This is a genomic window from Methanocalculus chunghsingensis (genome assembly GCF_018132105.1).
In the GTDB taxonomy this organism is placed as follows: domain Archaea; phylum Halobacteriota; class Methanomicrobia; order Methanomicrobiales; family Methanocorpusculaceae; genus Methanocalculus; species Methanocalculus chunghsingensis.
Window position 1 is genome coordinate 108,271 of the sequence record NZ_JWHL01000004.1, and the last position, 22,393, is coordinate 130,663.

Below are 22,393 nucleotides of genomic sequence, written 5' to 3' on the forward strand. Positions count from 1 at the left end.
TATTTATTGGGTATCTTTATATGAAATAAGATTTTAAAGGGTTAATTTCTCAATTTATGACCAATATAGTGGATTTCGCATCACCTGATCTGTTAATCTTTCAAAAAAGCTATTCAGTATGGTATCCCCTGTATGATATCGCCGGGGATTATCCCCCTCTTCCGGATTTATGAGGAAGTGTTGCTTCTTCTTCCAATAGCGACTGTAATATTTCTTTGAAAAAGCTGCGCGAGCCGCTCTGATGAGAAAAAAAGTGTTTTTTCAGTGTTTGTTATGGATTCCTTTGATCAGGATCATCGGTGTGCCTGCATCTGCCGAACCGCTGACGAGGTCGGCAAGGCTTGCCAGAACATCCTTCATGTTCCGGGGTGTCGTTCCTTCACATTCGATACAGTGGATCTCACGTGCCCGTTTGTACTCTTCTTCGAGGAGTTTTGTTATCTCTTCTTCTGATCTCCCCTCGGCATGGAACATATCAACCATATACTTCATCTTAAATCCTTCACGGAGGCTGTCGCCGATACCCGGGGTTGCACCGAAGGTGGTTATCGGGTCGGCGAGTTCGTATATGCCGCTGCTTGGATCTTTATATGCTCCATCACCGTAGACGATGATCTCAAGATGCTTGCCGGTCTTCTTCAGGATCGCATCCTGAAGCGTGCAGGCGAAGAGATCGGCGAGATGCGGGGCCAGCTTCAGCCTCTCTTCCGAGGACATATTGCTCCCGAGGAGTCCCCACTCAGACCCTGGCAATGACGTGCCCTTGCTGCAGATATCCTGAAGGGTGCAGCAGTTGGGTATGACCGCAGAGAGTGCAGCCCTCGTCTTCTCCCGTGTATGGATATCGGCTGCGATGACGGCGTCGGGGGCGAAGTCTGTGATCCTTGCCGGATCATTGCAGAGGAAGATAGTCGGTCTGGCACCAGCCTCACGGATGATCGTCTCATACAGGCCGATATAGTTGACCCCGGTCAGCGGATGGGTGAATTCCTGTGGTAGGTCGCCTGATCTGATCAGGCCTTCATGCTTCTCCCCAAGCTCTATTGCCACATCCGGTGGGATGATCTGGTTGCCGACTTCGTCATCCGGGAAGGAGAGCTGGACGATGACCTCACCTTTCGGGACTGCCCGGGCGATGCTCTTTAAGATGAGGGAGAACCGGTTCCGGCTGGCAATGGGGAAGACCACACCAACCCTGCTCTCCGGGGTGAGGGAGAGGAGGTTTCGGATCTCCGCAGCGACATCGTCGATGCTGACGAAATTATTCTGTGCACGGGCAACGATCGATTCGGTGATGGCAAGGACATCGCAGGTCTCGAGCATCCCGTCTGCATCCATCCTGGTGATATCCTGCAGGATCATCTCCTGCAGGTCGGTTCCTGGAATGATTACTCCCATTTTGATGCCGAATGCACAGGGGCCGATATAATCTGGTAATTGAAACATAGATACCCTCTCGTTATTAATTCTGTACTGTTATCGGAGATAAGCTATTATGATCGCCGGCTGAAGGAAGATTCCTCCAGCCGCCATCCATCTCTTAAAAGGTCTTCAGTTCACCCTTAATGACTCTCTTGGTGATACTGGTGATGTCCGCCAGCCTCTCATTGACGATCTCCTCAACATCACGGGAGAGTGCGGTGAAGTCAGAACCCTTCTCTGGTATGATCTGGACGCTGGCGACGAGGGGCTGGTCGATCGGCTTGCCGATCTGGGAAAGCAGACGAACATACATCTCGGTGATCCCATCGACCTTCATGCAGGCCTCCTGGGCGATCCCGGTGGCGAGGAGATTGTAAATCTTCCCGATATGGTTGATCGGGTTCTTTCCGCTTGCAGCCTCCATGCTCATCGGCCGGTTCGGGGTGATGAGCCCGTTGATCCGGTTGCCACGGCCGACAGAGCCGTCATCCCCCATCTCTGCCGAGGTTCCGTTGACGGTGAGGAAGATACTGTTATTTTTGATGTCATCAGCAGTGTTTACGGCAACCTCAACCTTCCTGCTGGTATGCTTTCGGGCAACTGCCTGGAGCTCTTCCTGCATGAGGGCGGTCATATTGACATAATCGTCCATTGATGAGCAGTACCGGTCCACCATTGCGGAGGCGATGGTGAAGGTCATCTGGTCGCCGTTTCGAAGCCCCATGATCTTAATGTCATAGCCGATCATCGGGTGCTTTGGGCGGAGGGTGTCTGCGATCTCCTGGTTCATCGCAAGAATGATCTCTTCGACCTCGGAGAAGGGGGCATGCCCGACACCAAATGAGGTATCATTGGCACGCGGAATCGGGCTTGACCCGGATGGCTTGAAGACATCACGGAGGTCGGTTGATCCATCGCCCATTCTGCAGTCGACAATGATGTCCCGTTCCATGTTCAGGGTGGGGAGGGTCTCGGCAAGGTAGATCCGGGCAGCTTCGATAGAGATTGCATCGGTCGGGATGACGTGGCCTTCAAACTGTTTGGTTGCTCTTCCCGTCAGGAGGAGATATATCGGTCTGACGATCTTTCCGCCGCCAAACGAGGGGATGGAGGCACCGGCGACGACTTCGCCCTGATCGGTGTTATGGTGGAGAACACCGTCGCAGCGGTCTTCGTACTCCCGGCAGAGTGCCCGGCTGACCGCTTCGGCGACGCCATCGGCGATGCTGTCGGGGTGGCCGATACATTTCCGTTCGACGAGTTCGATCTGCTGTTCTTCAATCGGTGTCTGGTCCAGGGATACAACATTAATCGTGCGTTTCATAAAAAGCCTCAGTTTGTAAAGGTCATCTTTTCACTGAATTCTGGAAAAATACCTTTTTTCTACTATTACCTTCCCGATTGACAAATAGCTTCTGCCTCACGGCCCGGCGTTCGGGGTTTGGTAAAATAGCATTCTATGAAGCGTTATGTTGTTTTATTGGATTATCTATTGTGTATATAGTTCATCCCTTCCGGAATGCCTCTCTTCTCATGGTTTGGAGTGTATTTGTTCTTCATTGGCGCAGGCTCTTCTGCATCATCCGTATTTGTACTGACTGTATTCCGGGTCAGTTCGCTGATTCTTCGACGATGATTGCTCTCCTTCGCATATTCCGGCCTTTGGTCATCTGATATGGAACGGAGAAGGGGGCTACCGGTTCCTGGTGAGGATAACTGAGAGCTTCTCACCATTGGGTATCGTGAGGGTGAGGTGGCGTGCATAGGCGACTGCGAGGAGCGAGCCGATGGTATTCGCTATCATGTCAAAGACCGTGTCAGTATACCCGTGATTATAGGATGAATGGAAGATGCTGTCGATAAATAATTCTCCTATCTCCCAGACGGCACCAAGGAGGAAGACGAGGATGATGATCCCGAGGTACATCCCCGTTGGCCGTACCTCGACTCCCCGGAGACTGAGGATGAGATATATAGAGAAGATGATCAGTCCGAGTGCAAATCCTGAGATAGAGTGGGCAATTTTGTCATACCATGGTGCATATATCCAGTAGTACCGGGCGATTCCCCCGGCACTATGGATGAGGAGTGCCAGTGCAACAGCTGCCTTTGTGCCGGTGGGGAGGTCTATGGAGAGGTACCATGCAATACCAAATGGAATGAGGATAAGAGTAATGGTGAGGAGGACGAAGAGAACCCTGAACATATCCCGGTGAAGATATGCCTGTACGAGATATCCGATGAGGATGATCTGCATCAGGATAACGGCTGCGGGTTCCACTGCTTTTATATTCATCAAAAAACACGGTACGAGATCTATTGGATCTATTTTATAATTATTGGTCAGTCTATGAGGGATACAAGCAGTTATGGTTCTCCGGACAGAATACTGGATGATGGCCTCACCAATCTGCTATCCCGCCTCCCCGTTTGATATCTTCAATGTCTCATTCGAGCGTTTCTTCGATCCGGCGATGCACAGGGTTATCGTCTTTGATGGCGCTCTTGATGCCGGGATTCTCCGGGAGGCGACGATGCAGCTGATAGGATCAAATCCGTACCTTGGATCCCGGTTTGCAGAGGATGGCGTTCTCCCGGTCTGGGAGGCGATCCCTGAGGTTGCCTGGGCGATGGCATTCTCGGTTGTGACCGGTGCAGAGGATGAACCTCTCCCCCGCCCTCCACCATCCATCGATCCCCGGAAGGGACCACAGGTGCGGGTGAGGCTGTACCGGCGGTCGGATGGCGATACCCTTTCTGTCACCTGCCATCATGGGTTCTGTGATGCCGGTGGGCTTGGGATCGTCACCCGGCAGCTTCTGGCGATATACCGGAATCTGATAAGGGACCCGGGATACTGTGCCCCACTTCTTGATCCCTATGACCGGGGGATGGATCAGATCCTTGAACTCTTCACCGAGGATGAGCGGCGGGAGGCACTCCGGGCTGAGGAGCCCTTCATCGACCGGTGGGGCTTTCCGTATGTGTACACCGGCAGAGGGGAGCCGAGGATAGCATACCGGACATTTCCACAAGAGCGGCTCGCTGCCGCGAAGGCGTTTGGACGGGAGCATGGGGCGACGGTAAACGATATCCTCATCGGCTGTTACGTCCTGGCTCTCAAAAAGATACGGGGCAATCCTTCTGATAATGGCGAACCTCGATCGATCATGAGTTCTGCCGACCTCCGGCGGCACCACCGGATGGATACCGGCGATCTCCCGAGGAACTCGTCAGTATCCTTTCAGATCACGCTCTCTCTCGATGAGGATGCGGGGCTTGCGGATATCATCGGCGAGGTGACGGCGGTGATGGGCCGGAAGAAGCAGCGGGATCTCGGCCTTGCCTGCATCCTCTTCTATGAGACGCTTCTGGAGGGGGGGATGCCTGCCGTGGAAGGGTTTTTTGATGCGATCGCCCGGGGCCATGCCGAGGAGGGGCTGAAGAACCCGGTCTTCTCAAATCTGGGTATTGCTGATCCTGATGATATCACCGGAGGAGAGGATCTCCTCCCGGAGATCCGGGATATCCAGACCCTCCCCTGCGTCTGCTGGCCGTATGGGTTTCTCCTCGTCGCCTCCACCTTCAGGGGAAGGCTGACGCTGATGACGGGATATGAGGAGGGGCCTTATGCGACGGAGACGGTGGAGCGGTTCCTCGGATGTATGGATGCATATCTGCCGGGATAGAAGCGGAAGGCGAATTTTGCTTGTAAGCGATCACTTCTTATTGAGTTTTTCAATCTCTTCCTCCACTTCCTTTATACCTTCCTGATAGAAATCCCCCTCTTTTGGATCCAGCTCAATAAGAAGACGGTATAATTCCCCAACATGCACCTTCTCTTCGTCTGCAATGTCGCGGAAAACCTCTTTTGCAAGCGGATTATCTGTTGCATCAGCAATCTGGAGATAGAGCTGAATCGCCTCAAACTCGGCAGCCATGCTGTAGCGGACGGTGCGGATGAGTTCTTCATGGGAGATCTTTCTGTCAAGGTTGTTTCCTGCGAATGGATTGGCAAATTCTGGCATTTCTATCACTTCCTTTTTTTATGGGCTGATTTGAGCCCATTATAGGCTTTTATATGCAGGGGGTTATATGTGTTGGGGATCTGGTACATTTTATAAGAGCAGGGTTATGTATCATCTGGTTCGAAGAGTAGATACCATGCAGCAGCTGACAACCATCGCCCGCCCCGTCGATCCCTCGTATCCGACGAACCGGGCGATTATCATCCTGATACTCCTGGTCTTCGCGGGAACTTCTCTGTACCGGGGGGCTGATTCGCCTGAATCGTTCATCTCCGGGCTGATCGCAGGAGTTGCCGTCTTTCTTGCATGGGCAATCGCCCGGGAGCTCGACCCTGATTCTGAGTATGCCGCGTTTCTTCCGGCTGTGATCTCCATCCCTCTCCTTGTCTTCATTCCGGTTCACGGTCTTTTGGCATCACTCTTCCTCCTTCTCCTTCTCCGGGTGGTGAATAGGACGACCGGCCTGCCAGCAGGAGTCCTCGATTCTGCCGCCCTTCTCCTCCTCTCCGGCTGGCTGGTCTCTGCCGGGGTATGGATTGCAGGACCGGCGGCGGTGGCTGCCTTCCTCCTTGACTGGCGGTTGCGGAGCGGCAATCCCCGGCAGATCTGGTTTGCGGCGGGAACACTCCTCCTGATGCTTGCTCTTATCTTCCTAAGCGGCGGCTTCGGACTCGCTGGATCGGATCTTCCCGCCGCCTTCCCGGTCTCCCTCCTGGTGCTCGCCGCCCCCCTCCTCTTTGTTCTGGTCATCCTCAGGGGGGGGCCGATCCGTTCCCCGGATGATCGGGGCTCTGAGGTGCTGGATACCGACCGGGTGCAGGCGGCCCGGATTCTCGGCCTCTCCGTTGTGGTGGTAGCGGTTCTGGTTGGGGGGATGGAAGCGGTTGCGTTGCTGCTTTCAGCATGGGCTGCGCTGGTGGGTCTTGGTATATATGGCTCTATACGGTGGGTGCTGAAATAGCCCGGTTTGAGTAATAAAAAAAGGAAGGGCGGTTCTGGTAGCCGCCACCGGAGGGATGCAGATCGTTGGTGGGGGAGGGGGTATGTGGTATGGAATGGGGGTGCTGATCAGCCCTGCTTGTACTCACAGTACTGGCAGAGGGGGCAGGGATAGATCTTTTCATCAGCAGTTTCGAGCCTGATGGACTTTCCACACTTCTTGCAGACGTATCTGCCTGGTCCTGGCTGGTCGCCACATTTGATCGTCTTTGTCATAGGTATTGTTCGGATGTTTACGAATATATATTTTGTGGATGGATGTACGGGGTCTCTTCGACGATAGACGAGCAGTTTGCAGGTGGACGGGTTCCTGGTGGAGTTAATCGTGCAGGATAAGCTTAATGCCGAATCAGGTAATCTTCCTTCCATGAAGCAGGAGGTACGGTCCGGTTCGGAACCGGGTATCAGCGTATCAGCCATCGCCGATCTTGTCAGGATCGGGAGGCCGCAGTTCCTTATAGCCGGATTCTTCCTCTTCCTGCTCGGCTCCCTCTTCTCCGTCTGCACAGGGGTCCCCTTCAGCCCGGAGCGGTTCCTCTGGGGGTATGCTATCGTTGCCGCCGCCCACCTCAGCGTCAGTTATAGTAATGAGTATTATGACCGCTCATCTGATGATCCCGCCGCCCGCTCTCCCGTCTCCGGGGGGACGGGGATCCTTCCTCTGCGGCCACATCTGGCAGGGTATGCCCTCGCTACTGCCATTCTCCTCTCTATTGTATCACTTATTCTTGCCATCGGTTTTGTCATCGCTTTCTCATGGACCGCCGCCATTATCCCGTTTGTTCTTGCCGGGATAATCCTCTCCTGGGTCTACTCGGCCCCTCCTCTCCGGTTCTGCAGCCGGGGTCTTGGCGAGGTGGCAACCCTCCTGGCATTCGGCTTCTTCCTCCCCGGGAGCGGGTACTTCGTCATGGCAGGGACGATCAGCAGCGACTTTCTCCTCTTCTCGATCCCGCTCCTCTTCCTCGGCCTCTTCTTCATCATCAGCGTTGAGCTCCCGGACCGGGAGGTTGATCTCCGCTCAGGCAAACGGAACCTGGTGACGGCCTATGGCCGGCGGAGGGCACGCCAGGCCATCACCGGAGCCGGGGCGGCGGCGTGTATCAGCTACCTGGTGTTCCTTCTGGCCGGGCCGCCGCTTTTCGACTGTCCTGCAGGATGGCTCTTCCTCCCCGCCCTTCTTCCGCTTGCCGCCGGTCTTCTGGGTCTTCACTCATCAGCGGATGAGCGGGATGCGATCTGCAGGGAGGCAGGGATGAACATCGCTTCGCTGACTGTTTTTATTCTCGGAGGGTGTCTGATTTTGATTGGAGTGTAAGGGGCGTATTAGCACCGGAACGAGGCGAAATGATGATCGGAAGATAGAAGTTGGAGAAGTACAACATCTTTCATCATATGAATGATATTCATGAGGTTTCAATTAAAAATTATCGAGCCATCGATGAGATATCATTTACACCGAAACGTATCAATATTCTTGTTGGTCCTAATAACAGTGGTAAATCCTCTGTTCTCGAATCGATTGCGTTATTGAAATCCAGTGAGAACAGGTGCGAAGATTCACTGGGGATATACGTTTTAGGTGAGATTATAAAAAAATATTCAATGAAGTATCTTTTTCATAATCTGGAGAAAACTATTGAGATATCATGTAAAGATATGTGTATTACCCTTCGATATTATTCAGAAGGATACCCAAAAGATACAAGCGGCTCTCACATTCGTGACTATTTTAATGAAATAATACAGGACCATTTTAATCAGCCCGATACGATACATCGAATCAGATCACGGTTCTTTCAGGATAGAAAATATGCAGATAACCCCCAGTGGAAACACCAGGTACGGCGTGACGGATCATCTCCTTTGGACAGCAAGCCTCGATTTGATCATGATGAGAGGGATGAACGATTCGGAATGTATATTACAGGTCTGGAGAAGAAGATCGAATCGGTTCTCTATCATACAAAGAAAATTGTATTTTCAGGCTTTCTGAAGGGATCCCCCGCTCTTCTGTATGTAATCCTGGATAAAGAGAATAGGGACGATATACAGCAGCAGGAAGAGGTATTCGATTTCATGAGATACCAGATGAAGAGTTTTCATGAGATACAATCGCCTCTGCATACATCCACAGGATTTGTAAGTGATTATGATACCGGTTCCCAATCGGGGAGGCTTGATGACCTCCATGATGAAGTGGTTCGAAGAAACCTGATCGTTGAATCCCATAATCGCATCATTTCTAAAATTCCATATATTGAGGACATACGAAAAACAGATGAAGGGATGTATGTTTCATTAAGCGGACAGGAGCGGACAATTCCTTTGGCATCAATGGGAGATGGATTCAAATCAATGCTCAGGATTTTTTATCTAAGTGTTCTGGCAAAGAACGGTGTGATTACTCTGGAAGAGCCGGAACTATCCCTCCATCCGGGATATATTGAGATGCTCGCAGAAGCAATCATCTTTTGCTCAAAGGAAACACAGTTCTTTATTTCAACTCATTCCAACGACCTCATTCAAAGTCTGCTTGAGGTAGCGGACCAGAATACCTGCCTGGATTCCATTCAGATTATCAAAATGCATCCACGACTTGATGCTCATACGATAGAAATCGAAGAGATCCCCGGAGGAGAAGCTCTCGATGATATCGAGACGATCAGGATCGATCTCCGGGGGATCTGAGTTGATACGTCCGATGTTATGCGAGGGGAAACATGACTGCTGGTTTTTGGATGAGGTGATACGGCAGGAATGCTCCATACCCCCGCTCTGTTTCCATAAGGATCTGGGAGGGTTTCAGAAGTGCTATCGTTCGGAATATCATTCCACCCAACGCAGCTTCGTCATTCTCTCTGACAATGGACATGAGTTGATGGCCAGATATGTCCCCGCTATTATGGATTTCTTCGGCACCATGAGACTGAATCTGCACTACATCGTTCTGAAGGATGCAGATTACTGTAAGCCTGCAGATTTACTGGCACAGTATTGTGACGGAATGAACCAAATTCTGAAGACGAAAAAGAGAGGTGGCATTACAATACGGCAGGAGCAGGCAGATCACACCATTTCGATGATCTCTGAGAGCGATGATCGTTTCTCGTTCCACTTCCACTTCGTATTCATCCCCCAGAGTCTGGAAGAGACCATTGTAGCGAAGTCTTTGGAGATGAATCGATCATGTATCAGAGGTGGTACGGCAGGAGTGAGTACGGACCCTCATAAAGCATTGAATGATATTGCACGCCACTTAGACCTCGATGATAAAGAGGCACTTATCCGACATTCTGTGAAGGAACAATGGTTCAGTGATGAAGACTGGTATACCGATCTTCTCAGCAGCATACAACAGCTGAATAGCTAATCCAATCTCAATAACGTACAACTCAGTAATACATACAACATACATGCAGGAAGCAACTATTCGGAAATTCCGAACAGTTCAAAGGAAGAGGATAAGGACATCGAAAGAGGAGGCGAAGGTGAGAAAGAGCCACTGCTTTTCTGGAGGAGGAAGAACCACCCCTAAGAACCAACTCTCCGGAAAAAACGGAACGTTCATAGCTCACATTCAGGGAAAAACCGAGTATCTCTTCCCTGCTTTTTACCCGGTGAAAGATTATGCGGCCGTCATCGGTCAGTTCAAAGCCGATCCTTTAACTGCCAATGCGAATCCTGAAATACCCCGGCATACCTCTCATCCGGCTGATGTCGAAGTCAGAAAAGATGTCATCAGAATCCGGAATTTTCTCAAAAAACTATCTCTTCAATACATTTTTGAAAAAGGTTCTGAATTCTTGACAGATCCTTCAGAAATGTCTTTTTATAGAAACAATCTGGCATTTCAGGCAGATTCCTTCAGTTTCCTGTACTTTTTCAGAGCCTGGTTGCGATCCAGAGGTTCTTCTTCATCAGATTCGTGGATATATTTTTCAAGCCCATAATCCTCAATAATCGATTCAGTCTTTTCGAATGTTGAGATATCGATCACCACGCTGACGGCCTTGTTATCCTCTGAAACGATATACTGGCTTGTATCTCTAATATACCGTTGGCCTCATTACCCATATGTCCCATTATGTGATTTTTATACTGCGAAACGACAGGCTCCATACTTATACCGTTGGCCTCATTACCCATATGTCCCATTATACCATAAAGCCTCTATGCAGTATGCACATCCAGAAGATCCTTTCAGCAGAAAAGAGCTCTTTTGATAATGCTCACCAGTCCAAGGAGAGGATTACACAGAATTGGAAAGAAGGGGGAGGGGGGTGGAGAGACGGACAGACACCGTGCAAGTACCATGCAAGTACCATGCAAGTACCATGCAAGTACCCCGCAAGTTGTTACCATACTACAAGCTGCTCTTCATGAAAACAGATCACGTGGTGAACTCCAGGAAGCTGCACAATTAAAAAACAGAGATAATTTCCGTAAAAACTACTTAAAACCCCTTGTAGAAGACGGACTCCTTGAACCAATGATCCCCGATAAACCACGCAGCCCGAAGCAGCGGTACCGCACCACCGCCGCCGGGCGTGCACTCATCAAAGCAGCCGGGGAGGAGGAGAGATGACCCCTGCCGGATATACGGAAGATGCCCTCGTTGAGCAGCCCGCCATTGCAGTCTTCAGGGAGCTTGGCTGGGAGGCGATCAACGCCTATGACGAGTTTGATCACGGTGTCAGCACCCTGGGCAGGGAGACGAAATCCGAGGTCATTCTCAAGAGAAATCTGCGTGAAGCCCTGCTCCGGCTCAACCCGGATGCATCCGTCGAGGCAGTCCATGAAGCAATTGCGGATCTCACCCGTGACCGCTCCCGGATGAGCATGGCCGCCGCCAACAGGGAGATCTATCACCTGCTGAAGAATGGTATCCGGGTGCCGGTTCCGGACCCGGATGGCGATGGCGAGACGATTGAGCTTCTGCGGATCATCGACTGGGAGAAGAGCAGAAACAACGACTTCCTCCTCTGCTCCCAGTTCTGGGTCACCGGGGAGATGCACACCCGGCGGGCCGATCTCGTCGGCTTCGTCAATGGCATCCCATTCCTCATAATCGAGCTGAAAGCCGCCCACCGCAGGCTTGAGACGGGATTTTCCGGCAATATCCGGGATTACAAAGATACCATTCCCCAGATCTTCCAGCCAAATGCGATGATCATCGTCTCAAACGGGAGCCAGAGCAGGGTTGGGAGCGTCACTGCGGGATGGGAACACTTTGCGGAATGGAAGAAGGTGGGGAGTGAGAAGGAGCCGGGGCGTATCTCGCTTGAGACGATGCTCCATGGGATCTGTGCACCGGACCGCCTCCTCGATATCGTCGAGAACTTCACCCTCTTCCAGGAGATCCCGGGGGGCCTCATCAAGCTGGTCGCAAAGAATCACCAGTACCTCGGTGTCAATAATGCAATCGACGCCCTCACCGATATCCGGGAGCGGGATGGCAAACTCGGTGTCTTCTGGCATACCCAGGGGAGCGGCAAGAGCGTCTCGATGATCTTCTTTGCCCAGAAGGTCCTCCGGAGAGTTCCCGGCAACTGGACATTTGTCATCGTCACCGACCGGCAGGAGCTTGATACACAGATCTACAGGAACTTCGTATCGGCAGGGGTTGTGACCGAGAATAAAGCACAGGCAGAGAGCAGCCTCCATCTCCGGCAGCTGCTCACCGAGGATCACCGGTACGTCTTCACCCTCATTCACAAGTTCAGGACTGATAAGGGAGAGCGGCACCCGGTCCTCTCCGGACGGGGGGATATCATCGTCATCACCGACGAGGCGCACCGGAGCCAGTACGATACCCTTGCAATGAATATGCGGACCTCCCTTCCGAATGCCGCCTTCCTCGCCTTCACCGGAACCCCGCTGATCGCCACCGAAGAGAGGACCCGGCAGGTCTTTGGTGAGTATATCAGCGTCTATGACTTCAAGCAGTCGGTGGATGATGGTGCGACCGTCCCGCTCTATTATGAGAACCGGATCCCGCAGCTCCAGCTGACGAACGAGAATCTCAATACCGATATGGCAGCACTCCTCGAAGCTGACGAGCTTGATGAGGCAGAGGAGAAGAAGCTTGAGCGTGAGTTTGCACGGGAATATCACCTGATCACGCGGGATGACCGGCTCGAGGCAATTGCACGCGACCTCGTCGATCACTTCACCGGTCGGGGTTTCCGGGGCAAGGCGATGATGATCGCAATCGACAAGGCGACCGCCATCCGGATGCATGACAAGGTCAGGAGATACTGGGATACCAGGATCAGTGACCTTGTTGCAGAATCTACCGGGGCAGAGGGTGCTGACCGGCAGGAGCTCCTCGATACGATCGCCTGGATGAGAGAGACGGATATGGCGGTCGTCGTCTCACAGGGGCAGAACGAGATCGCGGAGATGGCTGAGAAAGGGCTTGATATCAGGCCTCACCGCAGGCGGATGGTTGATGAGGATCTCGAGACGCGGTTCAAGCGGTCCGACGATCCCTTCCGGCTGGTCTTCGTCTGTGCAATGTGGATTACCTGCTTTGATGTCCCAAGCTGCTCGACCCTGTACCTCGACAAGCCGATGCGCAACCACACCCTGATGCAGACGATAGCACGGGCAAATCGGGTCTATCCCGGGAAGGTGAGCGGGTTAATCGTCGATTATGTCGGGGTCTTCAGGAATCTTGAGAAGGCCCTTGCCATCTATGGTGCAGGGGGGGAGGGCGATACTCCGGTGGAGGATAAATCCGCTCTTGTTACCGCACTTCAGCAGGCACTCTCCGAGACCCGGAGCCTCTGCGAGGAGCATGATGTCGATATTGATGCGATACAGGCTGCGGAAGGATTTGACCGTATCGCCCTGAAGGATCGTGCTGTTGAGGCCCTCCTCGTCTCAGAAGATATCAAACGGCGTTTTCTCGACTGCGCAAATGTGGTCCAGCGGCTGTATAAGGCGGTCCTTCCGGACCCGGAGGCGAGACGGTTTGCCGCCCATGTCTCACCGATCCGGTTCATCGCCGATGGTATCCGGTCGCTCATGCCGCCGGTTGATATCTCAAACGTGATGGAGCAGGTCGGGGAGCTGCTTGACCGGTCGATAGCCACCGATGGCTACACCATACGTGAATCGGATCAGCAGTATGGAGAAGAGCAGCTGATTGACATCAGCGGGATCGATTTTGAAGAGCTTGCCCAAAAGTTCAGACAAGGCAAGAAAAGGACGATGAACGAGAGGCTGAAGGGAAGCGTCGCCCGAAAACTGATGGCGATGGTCCGGCTCAACCGCACCCGGATGGATTATCTCGAGCAGTTCCAGAAGATGATCGAAGAATATAATGCCGGGAAGCTGAGCGACGACGAGTTCTTTCACCGGCTCGTCGCCTTCACGAAGAGTTTAAACGAGGAGGAGCAGCGGACCGTCAGCGAACAGCTGAATGAGGAGGAGCTGGCGATCTTTGACCTCCTGACAAAGCCGATGATCGAGCTCTCAGCCGCCGAGAGGAAGCGGGTGAAGGCAACCGCCCGGAAGCTCCTTGCCACCCTGAAGGAGGAGAAGCTCGTCCTCGACTGGCGCAAACGCCAGCAGACGCTCTCAGATGTCCGCCGGACGATTAATACGATGCTGGATGAGTGCCTCCCGGAGGTCTACACGACGGAGCTGTATGAGGAGAAGACGACCGCCGTCTTTCAGCATGTGTATGATGTGTATTATGGGGGAGGGGAGAGTGTGTATGCGGGGTAGGGGGAGATTTTTTCATCCATTAAATAACCCAAGTTGCTCATCTCCTCTCGGCCTTTTTCTTTTTTAATTATGTTAAAATGAGAATAAGGCTAGAATAGACCTTCCCCTCCAGAGGTAATCATTGTCTCTACACCGTCGAGACAATTGATCTAACCAATCATCATGACTCCATGCGGGATAACCACCCCATAAGCACCTGTCATATCATTCCCATAACCCCCATTAAATAGTGATAAAACATCCTTCAAAGGGAAGTGTGTGTTCTATGCAGAAGTATGAGTACAGATGTGTTGCAATTCTTGGTATGGGAGAGAAGACCACGAGGATACTCAATGAGTATGGTCAGCAGGGGTGGGAGCTGGTTGATGTTGTCTGGATCTGGCATTATTTCAAAAGGCCGCTTAAATCCTGAAGATTCAGGATATAGGATTTCATTTTATTGATCAATACTGCTTAAGGCTCAATAAGCCTTCTTTTCCTCATCCCTACCAGCAGAACGGGACCTCGAAGGACAGTATACAGAACATTCTAACCGATACTTCTTTGTGGGCAACCCGCACCCTTCATCCCCCTCCACCACCAACATCTACCCGACAACCATGGGCGACAACAACAACAACCCATCAGAAAAGTCCCTCCTCACCGACCCCCCCTTCTACCTCCCGGAGTTTGAGGAGTCCCACCAGTATATCCTCAATGAGTATGCTGTTGAGCCAAAGGATATCGGGATCTTCATCCCCTGTGCCATGCGAAAACCTTACAGCGCAAGCCCGAGCCACCAGCTGATCAAAATGGTCATCTCACAGGTCTTTTCTGATGATCAGTACCATCTCGTCGTCTTTGGGACCTGCGGGATCGTGCCGTCCGAGCTCGAGGAGATGTACCCCTACGCCCATTACAAGTACATGCTCGGCAAATGCAAAGACCAGAAGGTCCTTGACGACTTCCTCAGGATAGAGACCGACCGGGTCGCCGGGTACCTGGAGAAGACACGCCACCTCTACCGGTACCGGATCGCCTACTGCCTCGGGATCTTCCGGGAGGCGTTCATCCGGGGGGCAGAGCAGGCCGGTGTCGAAATCGACCTCATCCTCCCGACAACCGATGTCATCACTATGATCGTCGAGCAGGGAGACTGTGCCTTCCAGGAAGGCTCCCTCTCGATGGATGAGTACCTCGGGGAGTTCTGTGAAGAGCTGATCCGGTTCAGAAACGACCGGTACAAAAAAGAGTGACCTTTTATTCCATTTTATATTTTTTATAAATCCTTCACTGAATCCATTTTCCCATCCTTGCAAGAGGGGGGACTGACTTCCAGATAGAGGGTTATCGCCTCATGCAATCGGTGGAGTACTTCCTCATAGGTCTTTGCCTGGGTGAAACACCCCGGCAGAGAGGGGATAGAGGCATGATAATACCCATCCTCATCTTTTTCAATCAGGCAATCGAATCTCATCCCTTCCTCTCTTAGTTCTATGATGGCAACCTGGCAGTGCCTCGCGACAGGCTCCCTCAGATCAACGGCTCCGGCAGCGTCCCGCCGCCCGCCGGGAGCTTCGTCGGCTTGATCAGGACCTGTTCATCAGACTGCCGGATCTTCTCGATCAACAGCTCTTTTCCCCGCTTCGTCATCGCAAAGACCGGAACCGAAACCCCTGCCTGGAGGAGCGCCCTCTCCCCGGCGATCCGCCGGATCGAACCGGATGCACAGGCAGTGACAATATCTGATGCGGAGACGAGCATCTCCGCCTCAGCCTCCGAGAGGCCGGTGACATGGACCCCGATGATCAGGATATCAGGGAACAACCCCCGGATCGTCTCAGCATCTCCCGGGAGTGCGACCGTCACCGCGATATGGGCAAACCCCTCCGCAACCGCACGGGCTGCCCCTTCCACCTGGTCCATCGTTGCTCCATTCTGATCGAGGACGATCCCGCCCCCCTCCTCGATCCGCTCGATCACCGACCGGTATGGAACCGTCCGGACCAGTCCTGACATCCGGCCGCCGATCCCCTGGACCATCGATGGTTTCGTTACGATGACCGTCCCGGCACCGTCGCAGGCAAGGACCGCGGCATCAAGGATGCCGGCTTTCATTCCGAAGCTGATGATCTCGGACGCACCAAACCCGACGAACTCACGGTCATCCTCCACCTGCCGGTCAGGGGTGCACATCCCGAATGCCCGGATACGGTGGCGTATATTCTCTGCAATATGCTCTCTGCTCATCTCCGGGATCGGATAGGCGAATCGCTTTGCAAGCGGGCAGTCCCGGATCATCGGCTCGCCGACCTCGATCACCTCACCGTCCCTGACCACAATACGCGCCCGGCCGATAGCCTCGATAATATGTTCATCCTGGTATTCTGTCATCCATCTCCCTCGTGTGGAGTACCATCATCCCGAGCTCTCATGAATCTGCCTCTCCACCGCAGACCGGACAATCCGGATTTTTGTCAATTGGAATCGTATCGACCTCGGATCGCATCCCATCCCAGAGGAGGAGCCGGTTTGTGAGCAGTTCCCCGGTTCCGAGAAGGTATTTTATCACTTCATTTGCCTGCACCATCCCGATGAAGCCCGCCGTCACCCCGACGACCGGGATCACCTCTTCCGGCGGTGTATGGGGGAAGATGCAGGCGAAACAGGCAGTCTTCCCCGGCACGACCGTTGTTGCCTGGCCATAGAAGCCGCGTATCCCGCCATGGAAGAACGGAATCTCCTCCTTATGCGCAGCCTTGTTGAGAAGGTACCGGGTCGGAAAGTTATCCATCGCATCAACGATCCCGTCTGCTCCCAGAATAAGCTCGCCGATACTCTCCTCGTCCATCCAGCGATCGATGGGGACGATCTCAATATCGGCGTTCAGATCCCGCAGCCTGCGGGCAGCCGAATCGGTCTTCCTCTCCCCGACAGAGGAGTCGCCATGGAGGATCTGCCGGTTCAGGTTGGTCAGATCAACATCATCATTATCGACGATGATCAGCCTGCCCACCCCGGCAGCCGCGAGATAGAGTGATATCGGCGATCCAAGACCTCCTGCACCCGCAATGAAGATCGTCGCCTTCTTCAGCCTCTCCTGGCCGTCCTCCCCGAAGAGGAGGATCTGGCGTTTGTACCGTTCCAGCTCACCTGTCGATAGCATCAGTATCCCTCTCATCGATCATTGTTCCGGAAGATATATCTGACCTCTCAAGCACCCGGCAGACCGAACAGATCTCCCCGCTTGCAGTCCCGCCGCACTGGAGGCATCGCTGTATCTCCCCCTGCCTCGGAATCGCCCCGACGATATCCCGTACCTGATCCCGGGAGGAGATCAGCCGCCGCATCGTTCCTGGATAGCGGAACTCGAGATTCGCGAGAATCTCCCGAACCTCCCCCCGGAGCGCACCTCCCGCATACGGGCACTCCGGGAGATCGACAAACTCCCCCATCACCATCAGGCAGACGGTGATCTCCTTCTCGGAGAGGATCGAGAGCGGCTTGATCCTCGGGATGAAGCATTCCGGGAGACCGCCGGAGGTATCAAGGACCATCCGGGGGAGATCACCACGCAGGAGATTCATCAGGACAGACTGTGCCTCGTCATCGAGATTATGGCCGGTTGCAATCACTGTTGCATGCGCATCTGCCGCCCCCACCTCAAGTGCCCGTCGTCGGAGCACCCCGCAGACGGTGCAGCCCTGCTCAACCCGGTTGGTAAGCAATGCATCAAGATCTGCCCCAAAAAGCCTGGAAAATGATAGGATCCGGTGGTCAACCCCGAGTCGTGAGGTGAGCTCTGCGGCCGCCTCCATCGTCTCCTCCCGGTATCCGGCGATCCCTTCATCGATCGTGATCGCAACAAGGTGTACTCCTTCTGAGGATGCAAGCAGCCGGTGCAGGAGGATCAGGAGGAGCCTGCTGTCCTTGCCCCCCGACAGGCCGACGGCAACACGATCTCCCGGGGCGATCCGCCCTTCAAGAGCAGCACCGACCCGTTCCGCACAATCGGCGAGGAGATGATCGGCACAAAGCCTCCGCTCGGGATCGAAGAGCCGTATAACCGCCGGTTTGCCACAGAGGGAACAGCCTTTACCCGCCATGGGAGACCTGGATGATCCTGAGTTCATCGTCGCCGCCCGCCTCTTCATCCTCAGGGACGATGATGCCGTTTCTGGTGACGATCACCCCGGTCGGTAAAAATCCAAGAGAGATGACGAGATCTTCTATCCGCACCGGTTCAGGGGGGAGCACCCGGATGCTCCTGTCAGGGAGTATGACCTGCATCAGGAGAATGGTTGATCTGCATCAATCTTAACCGGACCGCCTGGTGATCAGAATTGTTTATCCATGAATGAGACATAAGCATCATCAGATGATCAGACAGCAGAAGGAGGCACTCATCATGCTCGGGTGCCCTGAGATCCCGGTCCAGCAGGCACTTGCCCTCTATGCCGCAGACCGGTTCAATGATGACGGATGGGATCTCACCATCGCAGGAAACGGGGCCGTCCTCAACCTGCTCCGCGTCTCGGATCCCAAGAAGGTATATATACGGAAGATGATGGATCTCGAGAAGTGCATCGATGAGTTATCTGCCAAAGAACGAGCCCCGGACCTCTGTATGGTCTGTATTCACAATGATGCCGGCCTCTCGTATGCCGCATCAATCCGGTATCTCTTCGAGGGGCGGTTCATCGCCCTCGTCTTTGGACGGGATGCAGAGGCACTTGCGGCAGAGATCGATTTTCCCTGTGACCCGGTCGTCGATGTCGCGGTACATAATCCCGGGAAACTTCGTCGAAAACTGGATGAGGTGATGAAATGGGCTGCATAGAAGATATAGGCTATGATATCATTCTCAGGATGGCCTCCTTCAAGGAATGCCGCGAGTATATCCGGGAGAATTTCAAGGATATTTATTATGTCGACCCCGGATTCCGCCTCTTTGATAAGGCGATGATCGGGGTTCCCCCGATCCCGATCGCACTTGACGGTGACGCCGTCATCCTCCCGTATACAAAACCCTGCCACGGCACCTTCCTCCTCAGAGTTGTATCGGCAGCTGAGGCGGATGTCGTCAGGAAGAAGGCCCGACGGGTACCCTGATCTTACCCTTCTGTCCGTTCGGATATCGCCCTGAGTGCCTCCCAGGCGGCATCCTGAACAATATCCTTCTCGTCATCAAGGAGCGTCCGGATTTTTGCAGCAACCGAGGGATCACCGATCTTTCCAAGTGCCTCTGCCGCTGCTGCCCGGACCTCGCCCCGTTCGTCATCAAGAAGCATGGTAAGGGTAGGAACCGCACGGGGATCCCGGATCTCACCGAGTGCATGAGCAACCCCTCTTCTCACCCAGCGATCTGCACCCGCAAGCCTTTCGATAAGTGGATCGACTGCAGATACATCCCCGATCGAACTGATTGACCGGACCACCACGTGGACCACATCGCTCTCCTCATCCTGGAGAGATCTGATGAGGGCAGCAACTGCCACCGGATGATGGATCTTCCCAAGCTCTGTTGCAGCCTTGATCCTGTACGGGATGCTCACATGGTTGAGCTGGTCGATGATGATCTGTATACTCCGTTCCTCCCGAAGGATCTTCCTCTGGACTATCTCCATCTCATCATCCTGCCGCATTGTCATCACCACCGGATCCTTATCCGCTGAGGTACATGTATCTGTCGATCATCCGGCACCCTGATTACCTCTCCGGGCGATCTCTCTTTTGGATGAATCCATCAGAGAGCCTCCTTGATGCAACTATGGGCTACCTTCAGGAACGCGAAGCACTCTTTGCCCCTGCTGCAACGAAGAGCAGCGAAGCCATCAGGAGGAGGGTGGAGGAGTCACCTGATCTCCGTGCTCCCTACTCACGTGACAGCGATCGCATCCTCCATTCACGTGCCTATGCACGGTATATCGACAAGACCCAGGTCTTCTCCCTCCTGGAAAACGATCATATCACCCACCGCGTCCTCCATGTCCAGCTCGTCTCCAAGATCGCCCGGACCGTCGGCCGTTCGCTCCGGCTCAACGAGGATCTCATCGAGGCGATCGCCCTTGGCCATGACATCGGCCATATCCCGTTTGGGCATTTCGGGGAGTCATGCCTTGATGCCATCTGCAGGCGGGAAGGGATTGGACGATTCCGCCATAATATCCAGGGTGTGCGGTTCCTCGACGAGATAGAGGATCTCAACCTCACCCTCCAGGTCCTTGATGGGATCCTCTGCCATGACGGCGAATCCAGGGCAACCAGACTCTCCCCTCTCCCGATCGAAGATGCCGATCCCTTCCTGGAATTCAAAAATAAAATCGATGCAGTCCAGAGTGAGCACCCGGCTGTTCCTGCCACCCCTGAGGGGTGCGTCGTCCGGTTCTCTGACACCATCGCCTATATCGCACGGGATCTTCGCGATGCAGCGGAAGTCGGTCTCATCGATGGCTTCTCTGACCTTCCTGAAGAGATCAGGGAGCAGCTTGGCACGAACGAACGTGATATCATCAATACCCTCACAATCGATCTGATGGAGACGAGCAGGACCGGAGAGGACTGTCTCATCGGTTTTTCCGATGATATCGGCTCTGCCTTAAACGGCCTGAAAACCTTCAATTACAGGCATATCTATGAGCATGAGAAGACACGAGGCCAGGATGCCATCATTCGGAAGATGTTTCTGGCAGTCTTTGAAGCATTACACGAAGATCTCAAGGAGAACCGGTCAGAATCCCGTATCTTCACAGACTATCTCGATGCCCCCTGGATCTCCGAAAGCTACAAAAATGAGATCTCCCCTGCCGGTGCTGTCCGGGACTTCATCGCGGGGATGACGGATCGGTACTTTGAGCGGGTCTATACCGAACTCGTCCTCCCACGAAAATTCGAGTCCTACCGGATAGAGACTATCGGTTCTTCAGATAGCCGGCGGTATACTTGATGAGCGAGTACATTCCGTCTGATGTCGGGTGTACCTCAATGAGGCGGCTGAGATCGCCGACCGTCTCCCCCTCTTTTGCCAGATAGGCGAGATACATCCCCATCACGCCGGCGACCGGTGAGGCCTCTGCAAATGCGAGAATTCTGCCGTCATCTGCATTCACTCTGATCGAGGCGACACCGGTCTTTCGATCCGGAACCGACCAGAAGGTTCCCGGCCCGGCAGGTCCGGGGAAGTGTATGCTGGTTCCTCCCTCTTCACCGGAGTCGTACCAGGTGTATTCATAGCCGAGGCTCATCGATTTTGGAGCCAGTGCGATATCAGGAGACGATACCCCTCCATTTGATGCCGCCGCCGTCCCCCGGAGCCGTGCAATCGGGGTGAGGCAGGGCTCGCCGATGATATCCCCACAGGCAAAGATGCCCGGAACACCCGTCTCAAATCTCTCATCGACCAGGATCTCGCCCAGCGGTCCCTTTGCCACCCCTTCGATCATTGCCGTGTTGGGGGAGAGTCCTGCAGCTATCAGAACACAATCGACGGCAAGCGTACTTCCGTTATACGAGATGCCGGTGACCCCGTCATCCCCGGTGATCGCTGTGATCGCTGCATTCTGATGGAGTACAATCCCACCGAGATCCTTCATCGCCTCTCTGCGGAGACGATCCGGTATCTGGTGGAGAAGAGAGCTTCTGCTCAGAATATGGGTCTCGCACCCGAATGCAGAGAAGATATAGGCAAACTCTGCCGCCATCACCCCGCCCCCGATGATGGCGATCTTCCCTGGCAGATCCTTCATCTCTTTGAGGGTGTGTGGAGTATAGACCCCCCTGAGGGTAATCCCCGGGATATCAGGAATGGTCGGCCTCGATCCTGTTGCGATGATGAGCCGATCAAACGCGGTCTCTTTGCCGTTGATATAGACCTTCCCGTCCCTGAAAGCCCCCTCTGCACCATGCAGCACCCTGACACCGGCTTCCCTGGTCTCCTCCTCAAGGATGCCTGCTATCTTTCCCTGAATTGCGGAGAGCCCGTCCATAACCTTCCTGAAGTTGACGGTGGGAGCCCCGTTCGTCAGCCCCAGTGCTGCAGCCTGCTCTGCAGACCTGATCATCCGGGCGATATCATTTAATCCACAGATCTGCATGCAGCCGTCATGGAGGCACTGGCCGCCGAGGCTCCTCCGCTCAACAAGGGTCACTTCCTCCCCTGACCGTGCCGCCTGGATCGCAGCCATCCGGCCAGCTGGCCCTCCGCCAAGTACGAGTATCACAGAGTGCAA

General features: G+C 53.8%; 25 protein-coding genes. 12 read left to right on the forward strand and 13 right to left on the reverse strand.

The features are described from left to right. Positions 1 to 261 precede the first annotated feature (261 nt). The 3 genes from RJ53_RS04610 to RJ53_RS04620 all read right to left on the reverse strand — a co-directional run bounded on the left by RJ53_RS04610 (position 262) and on the right by RJ53_RS04620 (position 3,718). Complete coding sequence (locus RJ53_RS04610; RefSeq protein ID WP_211530437.1) at positions 262 to 1,446, reverse strand: coenzyme F420-0:L-glutamate ligase; 1,185 nt, start codon at positions 1,444 to 1,446, stop codon at positions 262 to 264. 94 nt (positions 1,447 to 1,540) lie between these two features. Then, positions 1,541 to 2,746 (reverse strand): methionine adenosyltransferase, encoded by a 1,206-nt coding sequence (locus RJ53_RS04615; protein WP_211530438.1) that lies wholly within the window; start codon positions 2,744 to 2,746, stop codon positions 1,541 to 1,543. Between the two features lie 369 nt (positions 2,747 to 3,115). Further along, positions 3,116 to 3,718 (reverse strand): hypothetical protein, encoded by a 603-nt coding sequence (locus RJ53_RS04620; protein WP_211530439.1) that lies wholly within the window; start codon positions 3,716 to 3,718, stop codon positions 3,116 to 3,118. A 73-nt stretch (positions 3,719 to 3,791) separates the two neighbouring features. On the opposite strand from RJ53_RS04620, the gene RJ53_RS04625 reads away from it, so the two are divergent. Beyond that, a complete protein-coding gene (locus RJ53_RS04625; protein WP_246495988.1) occupies positions 3,792 to 5,111 on the forward strand; it encodes a condensation protein in 1,320 nt (439 codons plus the stop codon). A gap of 30 nt (positions 5,112 to 5,141) precedes the next feature. Here RJ53_RS04625 and RJ53_RS04630 read toward each other — a convergent pair whose 3' ends face one another. Continuing rightward, complete coding sequence (locus RJ53_RS04630) at positions 5,142 to 5,450, reverse strand: ferritin family protein (RefSeq protein WP_211530440.1); 309 nt, start codon at positions 5,448 to 5,450, stop codon at positions 5,142 to 5,144. A gap of 136 nt (positions 5,451 to 5,586) precedes the next feature. Here RJ53_RS04630 and RJ53_RS04635 point away from each other — a divergent pair, with 136 nt between their 5' ends. After that, a complete protein-coding gene (locus RJ53_RS04635) occupies positions 5,587 to 6,411 on the forward strand; it encodes a hypothetical protein (RefSeq protein ID WP_211530441.1) in 825 nt (274 codons plus the stop codon). A 107-nt stretch (positions 6,412 to 6,518) separates the two neighbouring features. Here the strand turns inward: RJ53_RS04635 and RJ53_RS04640 are convergent, their stop codons facing one another. Further along, positions 6,519 to 6,665 carry a zinc ribbon-containing protein gene (locus RJ53_RS04640; RefSeq protein WP_211530442.1) on the reverse strand — a complete coding sequence of 49 codons (147 nt, stop codon included), beginning with the start codon at positions 6,663 to 6,665 and terminating at the stop codon, positions 6,519 to 6,521. Between the two features lie 151 nt (positions 6,666 to 6,816). Between RJ53_RS04640 and RJ53_RS04645 the strand changes: the two genes are divergently transcribed. From RJ53_RS04645 to RJ53_RS04655, 3 genes are all read left to right on the forward strand, one after another. Beyond that, complete coding sequence (locus RJ53_RS04645) at positions 6,817 to 7,767, forward strand: prenyltransferase (protein ID WP_211530443.1); 951 nt, start codon at positions 6,817 to 6,819, stop codon at positions 7,765 to 7,767. A 77-nt stretch (positions 7,768 to 7,844) separates the two neighbouring features. Next, complete coding sequence (locus tag RJ53_RS04650; RefSeq protein ID WP_211530444.1) at positions 7,845 to 9,140, forward strand: AAA family ATPase; 1,296 nt, start codon at positions 7,845 to 7,847, stop codon at positions 9,138 to 9,140. After that, positions 9,100 to 9,822, forward strand: coding sequence for a hypothetical protein (locus tag RJ53_RS04655; RefSeq protein ID WP_211530445.1), 723 nt, complete (start codon positions 9,100 to 9,102; stop codon positions 9,820 to 9,822). Before RJ53_RS04650 ends, RJ53_RS04655 begins: the two co-directional genes overlap by 41 nt. A 480-nt stretch (positions 9,823 to 10,302) precedes the next feature. Here the strand turns inward: RJ53_RS04655 and RJ53_RS11850 are convergent, their stop codons facing one another. Beyond that, entirely contained in the window at positions 10,303 to 10,452 is a 150-nt protein-coding gene (locus tag RJ53_RS11850; RefSeq protein WP_343221829.1) for a hypothetical protein, read from the reverse strand. Positions 10,453 to 10,677: 225 nt separating this feature from the next. On the opposite strand from RJ53_RS11850, the gene RJ53_RS04670 reads away from it, so the two are divergent. The 4 genes from RJ53_RS04670 to RJ53_RS04685 all read left to right on the forward strand — a co-directional run bounded on the left by RJ53_RS04670 (position 10,678) and on the right by RJ53_RS04685 (position 15,421). Beyond that, a complete protein-coding gene (locus RJ53_RS04670) occupies positions 10,678 to 11,037 on the forward strand; it encodes a Fic family protein (protein WP_211530447.1) in 360 nt (119 codons plus the stop codon). Next, a complete protein-coding gene (locus RJ53_RS04675) occupies positions 11,034 to 14,186 on the forward strand; it encodes a type I restriction endonuclease subunit R (RefSeq protein ID WP_211530448.1) in 3,153 nt (1,050 codons plus the stop codon). The genes RJ53_RS04670 and RJ53_RS04675 overlap by 4 nt, the downstream gene beginning before the upstream one ends. A gap of 265 nt (positions 14,187 to 14,451) precedes the next feature. Then, complete coding sequence (locus RJ53_RS04680; RefSeq protein ID WP_211530449.1) at positions 14,452 to 14,598, forward strand: DUF4177 domain-containing protein; 147 nt, start codon at positions 14,452 to 14,454, stop codon at positions 14,596 to 14,598. A gap of 187 nt (positions 14,599 to 14,785) precedes the next feature. Next, on the forward strand, positions 14,786 to 15,421 hold the full coding sequence (locus tag RJ53_RS04685) for a DUF5591 domain-containing protein (protein WP_211530488.1): 636 nt from the start codon (positions 14,786 to 14,788) through the stop codon (positions 15,419 to 15,421). 23 nt (positions 15,422 to 15,444) lie between these two features. Here RJ53_RS04685 and RJ53_RS04690 read toward each other — a convergent pair whose 3' ends face one another. From RJ53_RS04690 to RJ53_RS04710, 5 genes are read right to left on the reverse strand one after another with little or no spacing between them, the layout of a single operon-like run. Further along, the gene (locus RJ53_RS04690; protein ID WP_211530450.1) at positions 15,445 to 15,642 is read right to left on the reverse strand and encodes a type II toxin-antitoxin system HicB family antitoxin; all 198 of its coding nucleotides are present in this window, start codon (positions 15,640 to 15,642) and stop codon (positions 15,445 to 15,447) included. Between the two features lie 56 nt (positions 15,643 to 15,698). Continuing rightward, complete coding sequence (locus tag RJ53_RS04695; protein ID WP_211530451.1) at positions 15,699 to 16,559, reverse strand: methanogenesis marker 8 protein; 861 nt, start codon at positions 16,557 to 16,559, stop codon at positions 15,699 to 15,701. A 37-nt stretch (positions 16,560 to 16,596) separates the two neighbouring features. Then, the gene (locus tag RJ53_RS04700) at positions 16,597 to 17,331 is read right to left on the reverse strand and encodes a HesA/MoeB/ThiF family protein (protein ID WP_211530452.1); all 735 of its coding nucleotides are present in this window, start codon (positions 17,329 to 17,331) and stop codon (positions 16,597 to 16,599) included. Next, positions 17,315 to 18,271 (reverse strand): TIGR00269 family protein, encoded by a 957-nt coding sequence (locus RJ53_RS04705; protein ID WP_211530453.1) that lies wholly within the window; start codon positions 18,269 to 18,271, stop codon positions 17,315 to 17,317. Before RJ53_RS04705 ends, RJ53_RS04700 begins: the two co-directional genes overlap by 17 nt. Next, positions 18,261 to 18,455, reverse strand: a complete 195-nt coding sequence (locus tag RJ53_RS04710) for a MoaD/ThiS family protein (RefSeq protein WP_211530454.1) — start codon at positions 18,453 to 18,455, stop codon at positions 18,261 to 18,263. The genes RJ53_RS04705 and RJ53_RS04710 overlap by 11 nt, the downstream gene beginning before the upstream one ends. Positions 18,456 to 18,543: 88 nt before the next feature. Here RJ53_RS04710 and RJ53_RS04715 point away from each other — a divergent pair, with 88 nt between their 5' ends. Together RJ53_RS04715 and RJ53_RS04720 are read left to right on the forward strand one after the other, a co-directional pair. Beyond that, positions 18,544 to 19,005 (forward strand): DUF1890 domain-containing protein, encoded by a 462-nt coding sequence (locus RJ53_RS04715; RefSeq protein WP_211530455.1) that lies wholly within the window; start codon positions 18,544 to 18,546, stop codon positions 19,003 to 19,005. Further along, positions 18,993 to 19,277, forward strand: coding sequence for a DUF1894 domain-containing protein (locus RJ53_RS04720; RefSeq protein ID WP_211530456.1), 285 nt, complete (start codon positions 18,993 to 18,995; stop codon positions 19,275 to 19,277). Before RJ53_RS04715 ends, RJ53_RS04720 begins: the two co-directional genes overlap by 13 nt. Before the next feature lie 2 nt (positions 19,278 to 19,279). On the opposite strand, the gene RJ53_RS04725 is transcribed toward RJ53_RS04720, so the two are convergent. After that, positions 19,280 to 19,810 carry a HEAT repeat domain-containing protein gene (locus RJ53_RS04725; RefSeq protein ID WP_211530457.1) on the reverse strand — a complete coding sequence of 177 codons (531 nt, stop codon included), beginning with the start codon at positions 19,808 to 19,810 and terminating at the stop codon, positions 19,280 to 19,282. Positions 19,811 to 19,902: 92 nt separating this feature from the next. Here RJ53_RS04725 and RJ53_RS04730 point away from each other — a divergent pair, with 92 nt between their 5' ends. After that, entirely contained in the window at positions 19,903 to 21,111 is a 1,209-nt protein-coding gene (locus RJ53_RS04730) for a deoxyguanosinetriphosphate triphosphohydrolase family protein (RefSeq protein ID WP_211530458.1), read from the forward strand. Here the strand turns inward: RJ53_RS04730 and RJ53_RS04735 are convergent. Beyond that, entirely contained in the window at positions 21,077 to 22,384 is a 1,308-nt protein-coding gene (locus RJ53_RS04735) for an FAD-dependent oxidoreductase (RefSeq protein ID WP_211530459.1), read from the reverse strand. The genes RJ53_RS04730 and RJ53_RS04735 overlap by 35 nt on opposite strands. Positions 22,385 to 22,393: the final 9 nt, after the last annotated feature.

Excerpts from the sequence above, each read along its gene's own strand:
- RJ53_RS04645 (WP_211530443.1), top strand. The coding sequence starts at position 6,817 with ATGAAGCAGGAGGTACGGTCCGGTTCGGAACCGGGTATCAGCGTATCA.
- RJ53_RS04640 (WP_211530442.1), bottom strand. The coding sequence starts at position 6,665 with ATGACAAAGACGATCAAATGTGGCGACCAGCCAGGACCAGGCAGATAC.
- RJ53_RS04705 (WP_211530453.1), bottom strand. The coding sequence starts at position 18,271 with ATGGCGGGTAAAGGCTGTTCCCTCTGTGGCAAACCGGCGGTTATACGG.
- RJ53_RS04685 (WP_211530488.1), top strand. The coding sequence starts at position 14,786 with ATGGGCGACAACAACAACAACCCATCAGAAAAGTCCCTCCTCACCGAC.
- RJ53_RS04690 (WP_211530450.1), bottom strand. The coding sequence starts at position 15,642 with ATGAGATTCGATTGCCTGATTGAAAAAGATGAGGATGGGTATTATCAT.
- RJ53_RS04635 (WP_211530441.1), top strand. The coding sequence starts at position 5,587 with ATGCAGCAGCTGACAACCATCGCCCGCCCCGTCGATCCCTCGTATCCG.
- RJ53_RS04655 (WP_211530445.1), top strand. The coding sequence starts at position 9,100 with ATGATATCGAGACGATCAGGATCGATCTCCGGGGGATCTGAGTTGATA.
- RJ53_RS04720 (WP_211530456.1), top strand. The coding sequence starts at position 18,993 with ATGGGCTGCATAGAAGATATAGGCTATGATATCATTCTCAGGATGGCC.
- RJ53_RS04725 (WP_211530457.1), bottom strand. The coding sequence starts at position 19,810 with ATGCGGCAGGATGATGAGATGGAGATAGTCCAGAGGAAGATCCTTCGG.
- RJ53_RS04700 (WP_211530452.1), bottom strand. The coding sequence starts at position 17,331 with ATGCTATCGACAGGTGAGCTGGAACGGTACAAACGCCAGATCCTCCTC.
- RJ53_RS04710 (WP_211530454.1), bottom strand. The coding sequence starts at position 18,455 with ATGCAGGTCATACTCCCTGACAGGAGCATCCGGGTGCTCCCCCCTGAA.
- RJ53_RS04715 (WP_211530455.1), top strand. The coding sequence starts at position 18,544 with ATGATCAGACAGCAGAAGGAGGCACTCATCATGCTCGGGTGCCCTGAG.
- RJ53_RS04615 (WP_211530438.1), bottom strand. The coding sequence starts at position 2,746 with ATGAAACGCACGATTAATGTTGTATCCCTGGACCAGACACCGATTGAA.
- RJ53_RS04675 (WP_211530448.1), top strand. The coding sequence starts at position 11,034 with ATGACCCCTGCCGGATATACGGAAGATGCCCTCGTTGAGCAGCCCGCC.
- RJ53_RS04620 (WP_211530439.1), bottom strand. The coding sequence starts at position 3,718 with ATGAATATAAAAGCAGTGGAACCCGCAGCCGTTATCCTGATGCAGATC.
- RJ53_RS04695 (WP_211530451.1), bottom strand. The coding sequence starts at position 16,559 with ATGACAGAATACCAGGATGAACATATTATCGAGGCTATCGGCCGGGCG.
- RJ53_RS04610 (WP_211530437.1), bottom strand. The coding sequence starts at position 1,446 with ATGTTTCAATTACCAGATTATATCGGCCCCTGTGCATTCGGCATCAAA.
- RJ53_RS04670 (WP_211530447.1), top strand. The coding sequence starts at position 10,678 with ATGCTCACCAGTCCAAGGAGAGGATTACACAGAATTGGAAAGAAGGGG.
- RJ53_RS04650 (WP_211530444.1), top strand. The coding sequence starts at position 7,845 with ATGAATGATATTCATGAGGTTTCAATTAAAAATTATCGAGCCATCGAT.
- RJ53_RS04625 (WP_246495988.1), top strand. The coding sequence starts at position 3,792 with ATGGTTCTCCGGACAGAATACTGGATGATGGCCTCACCAATCTGCTAT.
- RJ53_RS04630 (WP_211530440.1), bottom strand. The coding sequence starts at position 5,450 with ATGCCAGAATTTGCCAATCCATTCGCAGGAAACAACCTTGACAGAAAG.
- RJ53_RS04730 (WP_211530458.1), top strand. The coding sequence starts at position 19,903 with ATGAATCCATCAGAGAGCCTCCTTGATGCAACTATGGGCTACCTTCAG.
- RJ53_RS04680 (WP_211530449.1), top strand. The coding sequence starts at position 14,452 with ATGCAGAAGTATGAGTACAGATGTGTTGCAATTCTTGGTATGGGAGAG.